The following is a 12,272-nucleotide window of genomic DNA, read 5'->3' on the forward strand; positions in this document are numbered from 1 at the left end:
AATTTGATGTGTTTTTAGGTTCTCAAAGTTTAACAACTCCAACTGAGACACATGATTATCCCGAGTGGCACAAAGGGAGAAAACACTACGCCTTATGGTATATCGAAATTCATCATCCTGAATTATTGGCATATTTAAGCGATTTAACAGAAAAATTCTCAAACTATTTATTGCACCCCAATACACGGCAATTTCATATCACATTGTATATTTGTGGCTTTCTAACAGAAGATAAAATTCAATTTGATGATGATTTTATCCAAAGTAAATTTCAACAGCAGCTTAAAACTTTAACCCAAAACCAGTTAAACAGTTTTAAATTAACAACTGGAAAAATAAATAGTTTTAGCAGTGCTTTATTTATAGAAATTCAAGATCATGAAAATAGCCTAAGCAATATTCGACAATTATTATCCTATCCAAGCCAAGAAATTGCTGCTTTAGATTATTGCCCGCATATCACCTTGGGTTTGTATTCAGCAGAATTTAAAGCCCAACAAATATTTAAAGCTATTGAAAAGATTGATCAAAAAAGTTTTGAAATTAGTATTGAGCAGCTTAATTTTGGTATATATCAGGCACAAGTCTTACAGGGGCCTTTAGCCGCGTTACATCAGCTTATACTCAATCCGAAAAAAACAGATGGATCTTGGGAGTCAAATTTATGTTGCAATTAATCCTAGGTGGCGCGCGCTCAGGCAAAAGTAAATTAGCTGAACAGATCGCAAAAGACTCAAATCTAGAGGTTATTTATATTGCTACTGCCCAAGCGTGGGATGATGAAATGCGACAACGTATTTCACACCATCAGTCACAACGACCTAATGAATGGCGGCTGATTGAAGAACCAATTTACCTAGTAGATTGTTTAAAACAAATAGATCAACAAGAACAAGTGATTTTGGTGGATTGTCTAACCCTATGGATGAGTAATTTATTGATGCATGATGACTCAAATCTTCAGCGAATCGAATGTGAAAAATTGCTAAAAATTCTACCTACATTAAAGTCTAAAATTGTTTTAGTCAGCAATGAAACAGGACTAGGTGTTATACCAATGGGTGAAATAACCCGAAAATTTGTTGATGAATCAGGACGTTTACATCAACTATTAGGTCAAATAGCTGATAAAGTAGTGTTTTGCGTCGCAGGTTTTCCGATGTTATTAAAAGGATAAATATTGTGATTTTTATCATATAAACTTGAGCATTTTAACGATTAACAATGAATTTTTAAAATACGAGATGGAGAGCAACAATGAATTGGTGGTTAGAAGCATGTAAAGTGCCAAACGCAGAAACAAAACAACAGGCTGAAGAACGTCAATTACAATTGACCAAGCCAACAGGCTCACTGTCTGTTTTGGAAAATGTCGCCGTGCAATTGGCTGCTTTGCAAAGTAACTCAAAACCCAATGTAGATAAACCTTGGATTGCAATTTTTGCAGGTGATCATGGGGTAATGGCTGAAAATATTTCAGCATATCCGCAAGCAGTAACGCGTCAAATGCTACAAAACTTTGCAACGGGTGGCGCGTGTATCAGTGTAATTGCTAAAGAATATGCCGCAACTTTACAAGTCATTGATTGTGGCACAGTGGGTGAGGCTTACCAATATCAAGGCGTTGAACGTCATAGTATCGCTCAAGGGACTGCCAATTTTGCTCAACAAGTGGCAATGACTGAGCAACAATGTCAGCAAGCCATGGCACTAGGTCACGAAAGTGTAGAAAAAGCCATTGCACAGGGTGCTTCAATTTACATTGCTGGAGAAATGGGGATTGGCAATACCTGTTCAGCTTCTGCGATTGCATGTTTCTTATTAAATGAACCCGCTGAGCAACTGACAGGTGTAGGCACGGGGATTCGTGCTGATCAGTTGATTCATAAAAAAAATATCATTCAGCATTCACTTGAATTACATAAAAATTATGTTGAAAATGATGCATTTAAAGCTTTGTGTGCTGTAGGTGGCTTAGAAATTGCTGCAATGACAGGAGCTTATATTCGCTGTGCTCAACTCGGGATAGCTGTAATTGTCGATGGTTTTATTAGTTCAGTAGCGGCATTAGTCGCGGTACGACTCAATCCAGAAGTTCGACAATGGATGTTGTTCGGTCATCAGTCTGCTGAATATGGGCACCAACGCCTATTACAAGAATTGAATGCTGAAGCAATATTAAAGCTTAATTTACGTTTGGGGGAAGGTAGTGGTGCGGGTGCTGCTTTAGGTGTGATTAAGCTGGCATGTAGTTTACATAACAATATGGCCACCTTTGCAGAAGCTGCGGTGATTGGCGAGAAAGTTTAAATTTATTCATAATTCAAAAAGAGCATATGCATGAAACTGAGGATTGATCTATTACGTCACGGGGAAACTACGCTGAATCATACTTTGCGTGGTTCGACTGATGATGAATTGACAGAATTGGGCTGGCAACAAATGCACCAGACCATTTCCTATGATCAATCCTCTGTGCAAACACAATGGGATTTTATGTTTAGCTCGCCTTTAAAGCGCTGTTTCTCATTTGCACAGAGACTTTCTGAACAAGTTCAAATACCACTGATGCAAGATCATCGATTACAAGAAATTCATTTCGGTGATTGGGAAGGTATTTCAACACAGCAGATTTATGCAAAAACGCCTGAGTTATTGGAAAATTTTTGGCAATCTCCGACACGTTATACTCCACCAAATGCTGAAAGATATTTAGATTTTCAGTATCGAATTAAGCAAGCATTACAAGCGATCAAAGAGCAGATGCTGGTTACACAAAGCCAAACAGCTTTGATTGTGACGCATGGCGGTGTGATCAAACTTTTAAAATGTATGGCGCTACAACAATCTCTTGATGATATTTTAAAAATGTCTGCTGAGCTTGGGCAATTAAATCGCTTTATGTTGGACAGCGAAACCATGCAGTTAGAGTTATTGGAGAGCAATAAATGACCCCATTTTTTATTGCATTGCAATTTTTAACGATTTTCCCTGTTTATTTAAAAAATATGCCTTCGCCAAAACAAAATGGTCAGTCACTGCTATTTTATCCAGTGATTGGGCTTTTGATTGGTTTGGTTCTGTTTGCCGTTGCCAGTTTTCTACATGTTTTGCCTGTAGTTTTACTCAGTACCATTATTCTGGTCATCTGGATTTTGCTCACGGGTGGCTTACATTTAGATGGTTTAGCGGATACTGCGGATGCTTGGGTCGGTGGCTTTGGTGATAAAGAAAATACCTTAAGAATTATGAAAGACCCAGCATGTGGACCGTTTGGTGTGCTGAGTTTAATTGTTATCTGTTTGATTAAATGGTCTGCACTGTATGTGTTATTACAAGAACAACACTATACTGCTTTGATTTTATTTCCTATTTTAGGGCGTTTAACACCATTATTTTTATTTCTGACCACTGAATATGTTCGTGAAAAGGGTTTAGGCTGGTCGATTGCTCAATATATCCCTAAAACTTGGGCAATGATCATTTTTGGTATCAGTTTATTGGGTGCGGGTTATTTTGTCTGGGTTGGTTTAGTGACCGCGACGATTTTTATTTTGACCTTGATTTATCTACGCTATAAGTTTATTCAACGAATCGATGGCATTACGGGTGACACCATTGGTGCCAGTATAGAAATCGCAGAAACCGTCTGTTTACTCTGTTTTATCATTTGTGGTTTTTATATTTAATCAGATTAAGAAAAAACCGAAGTTTTTAAATTTCGGTTTTTAAATTGATCACTTATTTACGTTTATCTACTCATTATTTATCAGTAAATAATTGATAAGATTTAGATTTATATACATCTATACTAATCAAGATTAGAATTTTTTCTCTACACTGAACAAGAAACTTGGAATAGCATCATTGACCCGAGCTTCATATAAAGCACCATCACTTTGATTATTTAAGCGCTCTTTATAATCTGTACTCAAAATATTACGAGCAGTCAGTGTCGTTGCCCAGCCTTTAGGGAAGCGTTTTGTCGCACTAATATCAACATTTACACGTTTGTTGCTTGTACGATCATAGGGAAGATTGTCTAAAGCGCGGGTAAATTCTGGCGTGTAGCTTAGATTAATACTGCTTGCCAATTGCCAAGGCTGGTAATTGTATGAAACGCCTGTACTTGCTGTATAAGGGGCAACATCGCTGGCTAAACGTGTATTGTGGTCTGAGTCTTCGATTTTGGCGCGTACTGTCGATAATTGTCCATTCAGCATAAATGAATGACCATTATCAGTTTGTTTTAAGGCATAGCGACCAGAAACTTCGACACCATAGGTTGTTGCTTGATCTTGGTTATACGGACGTTCAACAAAGCGTGTGCCTTCTTGACGAATCACTTTTTCGATATAGTCATCAATATCTCGATGAAAAGCCGTAATATTTACGCCACCTGCAGTAGTGTTATAGCCCAAAGTCGTTTCCAGTGCGGTGATCTTTTCAGGTAGAAGATTGGGATTACCGCCACGGTCTGGGTTATTGATAGAGCCTGCATCAGCATCTGTTGAAACGGAAACAGTTGGCATGAGATTGTTACTATTTGGACTTTTAAAGGCGCGACTAATATTGGTTTGCAAAGACCATTGATCGCTAAAGTCAAAACGATGTGCAAGTACAGGGCTTAGGTTTTGATCACTATATTCAACCAAACCTGAACGCTCTAACCATTCCTGACGTGCACCCAAGGTAAGGGTTTGGTGTTTTGTAAACTTCCAACTGCTTTCTAAATAAAGTGCATAACGTTGCTCATCTAATGTATCAGCAATATTGCTTGCTAATTCATTGGCACGCGCATCAAGTCCAAATTTTACTTGTTTGCTTTCATCAAACTTGCGTACCCCATCATACGCTAAGCCGTATTCATTCACAGTTTCATCAATATAAGAACTATATTGATTGGAACGAGTGGATTCAGTTTCATTTTGTTTTTCGATAGACAAGCGGACTTTGTCTGAGTCACCTTTATCTTTACGCTCATATCGGGTGTTTAAACGAATACTGTCATTCTGATCATTTTGAACTTGATTACTGCTAGAGCCATCACTTTCATTCTTACGATAAAAAATTTCTGAAACCAGTTTTTGTTGATCATCAATTTGATATTCAACACGTGGTGCAAACATGGTATTTGTACGATTGGTAGTGCGTATTTGTTGGCGTGTACCATTTATATTTTCGATTTCTGTGCTTGATTTGCTGTCATTCCACATTTGATTGGCTGAAACACTGTAAATCCATGCACCATCACGCCCATCTGCTTGTACACTGATATTTTTACGCTGTTCTTCTTTTTGATCCGATTGGGTGATGCCATATCCTAATTTAACATTGCCACTGATTCGAGCATCGTCTAAGGGTTCTTTTAAAATGATATTGATCACTGCGGATGAGGCAACTGAGGCTTGAGCTACACTAGGCTGTTTGGTGATTTCAATTCGTTCAATCATTTCAGGCGTAATTGAGTCAACAATAGACATTCCACCACGTGGTCCACCTTGTACGGCTTCGCCATTAATCAAAAATACTGGTGCGCCACCACCACGAAAACGCATGCTGCCAGAACCGCTTGATCCACGTGGTCCTTGTCCAGGTGTTGGCATTTGAAAACCTGCTGCACGTCTTAAAGCATCATTGACCGATTGATCGCCGAATTGCAGCATTTCTTCACGTGTCACAATGGTTTTAGCGACAGCACTGATATCAGGATCTTTAGCAGGCGTTTGTTCCGCTGCAAAAACTAAGGTTTTTAATTGTTTTGGTGATTCATTTTCTTTAAGTTGAGTCGCTTCAGTAGTTTTATTTGTAGCTGTCGTTTCATCATTTGCAAGGCTTGCAGAGGTGATGGCGAATATAGCAAGGCTTAAAGTACTCAATGTACCCCAGTAAAGTTTTGTACGGTGCATGTTGCATCGTTCCATTTATGTAATTTCGCGTAAGATTAGCGCACAATTATGTAGAAATTTTGAGGAAAAGGGCATGGATAAAAAAAATTTAATGCTGAATTTATTTTATTTAAATCAAAAAAAAGCCTAATGATTGAAGCATTAGGCTGATGAAATTTCTAAAAATATAAACTGAAAAATAGAACAGGGGATTACCACATCAAGTCATCTGGAATAACATAAGCAGCATAAGGATCTTCTTCATCTGTCACTTGTTCATTCTTCTCAGAATTATTGACAATAATAAATCCAGTCATTTTTTCATTGATACGTTCACCCAAAGCTTTAGGCAAAATTGCATAGGCATCATTATTGTCATGTGCGATCACCAAACTGCCTGAAACTAGGGCATTATAAACTTGCTGATTGATATAGATTTTCTTAACCGAACCATCAATAAACTGATAGACCGCATCGCCATCTGTATCTTTGATTTTATGTTGACCAATCATTTGTATAATTGAAGCTTTTAAGGCTTTTTCATCTAAAATGCGTTGTTTCTCTTGATTCAGCGCTTGGTCTTTACTGATTTTCTCTTGTTTGTCTTGTTCAATTTTAGCTTTAAGCTCAGCTTCATTACTCTGACCTGTACGTTGCTCATGCTGTGCCTGCTTTGACAATTTCTTTGCTTTTTTATTATCCACTAAGCCAGCTTTGAGTAACTGTGCTTGCAATGCGTTTTTGACCATAACAATAACCAACCATTAAATGTGTTTCGAACCATGCCGAAAATAAATAAACCAATACGTTAAGCTGAGTATTAAACTTAATCCAGCAGGGATAAGGAATGAATTTAATTGTAAATAAGGATACACGATACTGGCAATCAGCCCACCCAGAATAAATCCGCAAAGAATCAAAAAATGCAATGTGACACGGCGCTTTTCAATACCGAGTCCCCGAAAAAGATAGCCTAAAGCCAAACCAAGATCGGTTAAAACCCCTGAAAGATGTGTAGTGCGGATAATTGTGCCTTTATAGTGGCTGACCATGGCATTTTGCATTCCCATTGCGGTACTTGCCCAGAGTAAAGCATATTTTGGATAATAAGGAATAAATAACCAGCAAAGCAAAATAAACACACTGACAAGGCTGAGTGGAACACCATATCTACGACCAAGTTTAAAATTGCTATTGCCTAAAATAAAGCCACTATAACTTGATCCAATCACATAGCTGAGCATGACCAAGAAAAGGTAAAGTACATGATCATATTGTTGATGAATTAATGCTTGCGCAAATAAACTGGCATTGCCCGTCATATGAGAGATGGATTGATGAAGGACGGTAATCAAACCAAGCACATTAATTATGCCTGCATTGACTGCAAGCATAAATGCACCTAGTTGAATCCAAACGGGCAAATACTGTAGAGGCATAATTCCTTCTTTTTATTCATATACCTTGTATATTACTTTTTAGAAAGATCAACTGCTGCTGTAAATAAGACATCAGTCGAGGAATTCAATGCTGTTTCTGTTGAGTCTTGAAGCACACTAATCACCATACCAATTGCAATCACTTGCATTGAGATTTCTGAAGGAATACCAAATAAACCACAAGCCACAGGAATTAACAACAAAGAACCACCAGCAACACCAGACGCACCACAAGCTGTTACCACAGAAACCACAGATAAGATCACCATAGTGACGATATCAACTTGAATACCAAGTGTATGCACAGCAGCAAGGGTGAGCACGGTAATTGTTACCGCTGCACCTGCCATATTAATTGTTGCACCTAATGGGATTGCAACGTTAGCAGTGGTGTCATTTACCCCTAAGCGTTTTGCCAAGTCAAGGTTTACTGGAATATTTGCCGCAGAACTACGGGTAAAGAATGCAGTGATTCCACTTTCTCTTAAGCATTTTAAAACCAAAGGATATGGGTTTTTACGCATCACAAAACCAACAATCAATGGATTGATGACGAGGGCTACAAAAAGCATGGTACCAATAAGTACAGCAATTAAGTGCGCGTAGTTTTTTAAGGTTTCTAAACCTGCTTGTGCAAATGTAGCAACAACTAAGCCAAAAATCCCTACAGGAGCAAATGCAATCACTACACGAATGATGGCATTAATTGCATCCGCAACATCTGTAATCACTTGTTGAGTGGTTTCTGAACCGTGACGAAGTGCTGCACCTAAGCCTACAGCCCAAGCTAAAATGCCAATGAAATTCGCTTCATGTAAGGCTGTTATTGGATTGGTAATAAAACTAAGGAGTAGATTTTTTAATACTTCTGCTACGCTACCTGGTGGCTGTAAAGTCACTTCGCTTGCATGTGCAAAAACCAAAGTACTTGGAAACATTGTGCTTATCGTAATTGCACTAATAGCAGCCAGTAACATTCCAATTGCATATAATCCAAGAATTGGTTTTAAGTTGCTCGCGCCTTCACCAACTTTAAAGTTAGCAATAGATGAGAGAACCAAGACAAATACAAGAATTGGTGCAATGGATTTTAATGCTTTAATAAAAAGCTCGCCTAAAATAATGAAATATTGGGCTGAATTGGGGAATAGATACGCAACTATAAAACCAAGAATAATGGCAATAAGAATACGAGTAACTAAACTTAAACGTGCTAGGACAGCAAACATGTTGAACCTTTATGCCTAAACTGGTCTAAAATCGATGAACAAGCCGCGTATTCTATACCTAAAAGCGAAAACTTAAATAATACAATTTCGCCATAAAAATTAAGATATTAAAAAATATATAGCTTTTTCAGCAATCATAATAAAAAATGTTGATAATTTAAACGATTATTTAACTAAAAGTTTGAGCATCCAATTGATGCATTGCTTGGTAATGCGTTAAATAAATATTTCCACTGAGCTGCCGAATTAAATTGGACTGTTTTAAACGATCCATGACTGGACCTTTGACTTCCGTGAGATGCATTTGAATTTTTAATTTATTTAAATCACTGTTGATTTCTTCCAAAGTTTCTAAAGCACTTGCATCTATATTACTAATACTTGAGCAATTGATCACCACATGATGTAGCTCTGGATGTTTGCTGACTTCTAAAATGATAAATTCTTTTAAAGTATTGGCATTTAAAAAACTTAGATTTTCATCTATACGAATAGACACAATATTGGTACTGGTCAAAACATCATGTCTTGAAATATTGCGGAAATGTTGCGTGCCTTCAACTAAGCCAATGACGGCAATATGGGGGCGGCTAATACGCCATAACAGCAATAAAAATGTAGAAACAATACCAATAATCAAACCTGTTGAAATATCGATACACAACACCCCAAAGAATGTGACCCACATGGCAATCCCATCGGCTTTGGAATAACGCCATGTTTCAATGAAGGGTTTAAAATCAACCAATTTCCAAATTGAGACCATAATGGTGACAGCGAGAATCGCCAAAGGAAGCTCTTTAAATAAACCAGTAAAATATAAACTCACAATCACGATAAAAATTGAAGATAAAACACCAGCCATAGGCGTTTTTGCGCCTGCATCTGCATTAACCACTGTACGTGATAAACTGCCAGTCACAGGAAATGCTGACGTGACACCTGCGCTAAAGTTGGCTAAACCCAGTGCAATCAGCTCTTGATTACTATTGAGCTCACTACGTTGCTGAAACGCTGTGGTCTGTGCAATAGAAATAGATTCGACAAAACTCACCATGGTAATCATGGCTGCACCGGGTAAAAGCTGGATCACCAAATCCCAACGCCAGTAAGGCATGGCAATTGGTGGAAATCCCGAAGGAATCTCACCTACGGTTTTGATACCAAATTGGTCTATATGCAGGAAATGTATTAACCCAATCGAAATAAACACAAGAACCAAGGGCAGTGCTTTCACCCAGAATTGAAGAGAATGTGCAAAAGATTGGCATAACTTAGATTTAAAAAAAACCGGGATGTAAATCAAAAACAGAATGGCACAGACACCAAAAATCAAAGTCTCAATACTGGTAAAGCTAATGTATAGCCATAGGCTTTGAATAAACTCGATAATATTGCCAGATTTTAAGGGTACATCGAGCATAAATTTAACTTGGCTGAGTGCAATCAATACTGCGGATGCGATGATAAAACTCTTAATCACAGGATGGCTGATTAAACGGATTAAAAATCCAAATCTAAAAATTCCCAGTAAACTTGAAAGTATGCCGACGAGAAGTGCCAATAAACATGCTGCTTGAATATATACAGGTGAACCCACCTCATAGAGAGGCTCAAGTGTAGCAAAGGTCATCATGGAAATCAGTGCAACAGGACCAATAGAAAGCGTTGGACTACCACCAACAATGGCATAGATGATCATGGGTAAAATACTGGCATATAAGCCTGTCACTGGAGGTAACCCAGCAACCATGGCATAAGCCATACCTTGTGGTACAAGCATTGCAATGACGATTAAAGCAGCAAGTAGATCAGCCCTAAATTTAGGGACATTATAGTCTTGCAGCCATTGCCATGCAGGGAGTATTTTACTGAGTTGAACTTTAGGAGCAGCCATTGGAACTTCATTAGCATATTTTCATATATATTATGCAGAAAAAATGCTAAGAAAAATAGCGACAGCTAACTTATATAATGAATTGTTTGTTTTTATTTTAAATTTATCTAGATGCTAAGATGTGTATTAAACCTGCGGGCAATACAAATCATATAAGGTTGTTAATACCACCGTCAGTTTTTGATCTTTAATAGAATAATAAATTTGCTTCCCATCACGACGTGTTGAAACAACATCACTTTTACGTAACATCATCAATTGTTGAGAAAGCGTCGGTTGATTAATCTGAGTTTTTTCTTCTATTTGCGAAACATTTAACTCTTCTTGAGCAAGATGGCATAAAATTAGTAAGCGATCTGTATTGGCTAAAGATTTTAAAATAGTCACGACTGATGCAGCTGATTCACGCATTACATCAATTTCAAGATCACTAGACATCGGTAGCTTCCATCCATTATTTAGCACAGTATAACTGTGTCAGGGCTTGTCGTATGGCTTTTAGCATATGTTTTTTGATGAATTTCTAAATCAATTTTGTGAATATATCTTCACATTCTGTTTTAACTTTCTACAGAACTAGATTTCCTCTGCTTACAGTTGAATAAATAGACAAAAATAAGTGATATGTTAAGATGTAACTACAGCTAAAAATCAAGCTGAGGATATTTGACATGACGACATTTACAGCAATGAAGACGACATTACGTGAGGAAGCAACAATTCCAGTGCTTGCTATAAATGCGTTTAGTGCGGCATTTAATCATGCAAGTCAGTCAAACGCTACAATCACTTATGTAAAAGATCAACAGCTGGTACAACAACACAATGGTGTGATCAAAGTTGTTGAAGATTTATCTTCTGCCTATGTGGTTCCCAAGCTTAAACACAGTGTGTTAAAACGTAAAAAGAAACAAGAGGTGATGGCATAACTTTATATGCGACAGCCGAGAATAAGAATGTTTGCTGGTCCAAATGGATCAGGTAAAAGCACAATTAAAGACTATTTAGCACCCCATCAGATTGGGGCATATTTAAATGCAGATGAGCTTGAGAAACAATTATCTGCGACTCAAAGTTTGTGCTTAGATGATTATCATCATGATTTATCAAACGTAGCGCTACTCAAATTTTTAAAACAAAAAAAGCGTAAAAAGAATGAGCAAGTTGTTCCGCTATTATCGTTAAAACCACAAATTGTTGATGGACTCATTGTATTTGACCAGGATGAAATCGACTCCTATCTTTGCGCACGCATTATCGATTTTATTCGGATGGAATTTTTAAGGTTAAAAATAAGTTTCACTTTTGAAACTGTTATGTCGCATATCAGCAAAGTTGAGTTTCTACGTGAAGCACAGAAACAAGGCTTTAAAACGTATCTGTACTATGTGGCAACTGTTGACCCAAAAATTAATATTGGACGTGTGCAATATCGGGTCGCTACAGGTGGTCATGCTGTACCTGTGCAGAAAATCTGTGAGCGCTATTATCGCAGTTTAGATTTATTGATGCTGGCAATTGAAGCTTCAGATCGTGCATATATTTTTGATAATTCAAGTCACGGTGAAAAAGCAGCTTTTATTGCAGAGATCGAAAAGGCTGAAGTGCTAAAACTAAATCCTGTTGTAGAGTATTTCCCTAAATGGTTTGTAGACAAAGTATTGAATGAATTTAATTAATCTGATGATTAGATCTGTTTTATAAAGCAAAAAAGATCATGTTGAGTGAAATATATTAATATTGAAAGTTCCTTCTTACTTTGGAGTAAGGCTAGCATGAAGGGGATTTTATCTTGATTTATCGTTTTAAAAAGGACTGA

Annotated in this window: 13 protein-coding genes; 7 read left to right on the forward strand and 6 right to left on the reverse strand. The window is 37.5% G+C overall.

Going from position 1 to position 12,272, the window contains the following annotated elements; translation table 11 throughout:
* Nucleotides 1–8: 8 nt before the first annotated feature.
* The 5 genes from FY049_RS06080 (at nt 9) to FY049_RS06100 (ending at nt 3,689) form a co-directional block, all read left to right on the forward strand.
* Entirely contained in the window at nt 9–677 is a 669-nt protein-coding gene (locus FY049_RS06080; RefSeq protein WP_446083367.1) for a 2'-5' RNA ligase family protein, read from the forward strand.
* Nucleotides 665–1,177, forward strand: coding sequence for a bifunctional adenosylcobinamide kinase/adenosylcobinamide-phosphate guanylyltransferase (cobU, locus tag FY049_RS06085; protein ID WP_327857214.1), 513 nt, complete (start codon nt 665–667; stop codon nt 1,175–1,177). Before FY049_RS06080 ends, cobU begins: the two co-directional genes overlap by 13 nt.
* Before the next feature lie 80 nt (nt 1,178–1,257).
* Nucleotides 1,258–2,310, forward strand: coding sequence for a nicotinate-nucleotide--dimethylbenzimidazole phosphoribosyltransferase (gene cobT / locus FY049_RS06090; RefSeq protein WP_327857213.1), 1,053 nt, complete (start codon nt 1,258–1,260; stop codon nt 2,308–2,310).
* Nucleotides 2,311–2,340: 30 nt separating this feature from the next.
* The gene (locus FY049_RS06095; protein WP_224963551.1) at nt 2,341–2,952 is read left to right on the forward strand and encodes a histidine phosphatase family protein; all 612 of its coding nucleotides are present in this window, start codon (nt 2,341–2,343) and stop codon (nt 2,950–2,952) included.
* The gene (locus tag FY049_RS06100; RefSeq protein WP_034616781.1) at nt 2,949–3,689 is read left to right on the forward strand and encodes an adenosylcobinamide-GDP ribazoletransferase; all 741 of its coding nucleotides are present in this window, start codon (nt 2,949–2,951) and stop codon (nt 3,687–3,689) included. Before FY049_RS06095 ends, FY049_RS06100 begins: the two co-directional genes overlap by 4 nt.
* A gap of 132 nt (nt 3,690–3,821) precedes the next feature.
* Here the strand turns inward: FY049_RS06100 and FY049_RS06105 are convergent, their stop codons facing one another.
* The 6 genes from FY049_RS06105 to FY049_RS06130 all read right to left on the reverse strand — a co-directional run bounded on the left by FY049_RS06105 (nt 3,822) and on the right by FY049_RS06130 (nt 10,891).
* The gene (locus tag FY049_RS06105; protein ID WP_327857212.1) at nt 3,822–5,909 is read right to left on the reverse strand and encodes a TonB-dependent receptor plug domain-containing protein; all 2,088 of its coding nucleotides are present in this window, start codon (nt 5,907–5,909) and stop codon (nt 3,822–3,824) included.
* Nucleotides 5,910–6,100: 191 nt separating this feature from the next.
* Complete coding sequence (locus FY049_RS06110) at nt 6,101–6,637, reverse strand: DUF2058 domain-containing protein (RefSeq protein ID WP_004720210.1); 537 nt, start codon at nt 6,635–6,637, stop codon at nt 6,101–6,103.
* Between the two features lie 15 nt (nt 6,638–6,652).
* The gene (locus FY049_RS06115) at nt 6,653–7,327 is read right to left on the reverse strand and encodes a YoaK family protein (protein WP_004720212.1); all 675 of its coding nucleotides are present in this window, start codon (nt 7,325–7,327) and stop codon (nt 6,653–6,655) included.
* Nucleotides 7,328–7,359: 32 nt separating this feature from the next.
* On the reverse strand, nt 7,360–8,556 hold the full coding sequence (gene sstT, locus FY049_RS06120; RefSeq protein WP_056511392.1) for a serine/threonine transporter SstT: 1,197 nt from the start codon (nt 8,554–8,556) through the stop codon (nt 7,360–7,362).
* A 169-nt stretch (nt 8,557–8,725) separates the two neighbouring features.
* Nucleotides 8,726–10,453 (reverse strand): SulP family inorganic anion transporter, encoded by a 1,728-nt coding sequence (locus FY049_RS06125; protein WP_327857210.1) that lies wholly within the window; start codon nt 10,451–10,453, stop codon nt 8,726–8,728.
* Nucleotides 10,454–10,579: 126 nt separating this feature from the next.
* On the reverse strand, nt 10,580–10,891 hold the full coding sequence (locus FY049_RS06130) for an ArsR/SmtB family transcription factor (protein ID WP_004720219.1): 312 nt from the start codon (nt 10,889–10,891) through the stop codon (nt 10,580–10,582).
* A 233-nt stretch (nt 10,892–11,124) separates the two neighbouring features.
* On the opposite strand from FY049_RS06130, the gene FY049_RS06135 reads away from it, so the two are divergent.
* Nucleotides 11,125–11,382, forward strand: a complete 258-nt coding sequence (locus FY049_RS06135) for a hypothetical protein (protein ID WP_056511387.1) — start codon at nt 11,125–11,127, stop codon at nt 11,380–11,382.
* Nucleotides 11,383–11,388: 6 nt separating this feature from the next.
* Entirely contained in the window at nt 11,389–12,132 is a 744-nt protein-coding gene (locus FY049_RS06140) for a zeta toxin (RefSeq protein ID WP_224963548.1), read from the forward strand.
* Nucleotides 12,133–12,272 lie beyond the last annotated feature (140 nt).

It is taken from the genome of Acinetobacter sp. 1125_18A (assembly GCF_052824985.1).

Bases quoted from the DNA above. Each gene is read 5' to 3' on its own strand.
- cobU (WP_327857214.1), top strand. From the start codon at position 665: ATGTTGCAATTAATCCTAGGTGGCGCGCGCTCAGGCAAAAGTAAATTA.
- cobT (WP_327857213.1), top strand. From the start codon at position 1,258: ATGAATTGGTGGTTAGAAGCATGTAAAGTGCCAAACGCAGAAACAAAA.
- FY049_RS06095 (WP_224963551.1), top strand. From the start codon at position 2,341: ATGAAACTGAGGATTGATCTATTACGTCACGGGGAAACTACGCTGAAT.
- FY049_RS06100 (WP_034616781.1), top strand. From the start codon at position 2,949: ATGACCCCATTTTTTATTGCATTGCAATTTTTAACGATTTTCCCTGTT.
- FY049_RS06105 (WP_327857212.1), bottom strand. From the start codon at position 5,909: ATGCACCGTACAAAACTTTACTGGGGTACATTGAGTACTTTAAGCCTT.
- FY049_RS06110 (WP_004720210.1), bottom strand. From the start codon at position 6,637: ATGGTCAAAAACGCATTGCAAGCACAGTTACTCAAAGCTGGCTTAGTG.
- FY049_RS06115 (WP_004720212.1), bottom strand. From the start codon at position 7,327: ATGCCTCTACAGTATTTGCCCGTTTGGATTCAACTAGGTGCATTTATG.
- sstT (WP_056511392.1), bottom strand. From the start codon at position 8,556: ATGTTTGCTGTCCTAGCACGTTTAAGTTTAGTTACTCGTATTCTTATT.
- FY049_RS06125 (WP_327857210.1), bottom strand. From the start codon at position 10,453: ATGGCTGCTCCTAAAGTTCAACTCAGTAAAATACTCCCTGCATGGCAA.
- FY049_RS06130 (WP_004720219.1), bottom strand. From the start codon at position 10,891: ATGTCTAGTGATCTTGAAATTGATGTAATGCGTGAATCAGCTGCATCA.
- FY049_RS06135 (WP_056511387.1), top strand. From the start codon at position 11,125: ATGACGACATTTACAGCAATGAAGACGACATTACGTGAGGAAGCAACA.
- FY049_RS06140 (WP_224963548.1), top strand. From the start codon at position 11,389: ATGCGACAGCCGAGAATAAGAATGTTTGCTGGTCCAAATGGATCAGGT.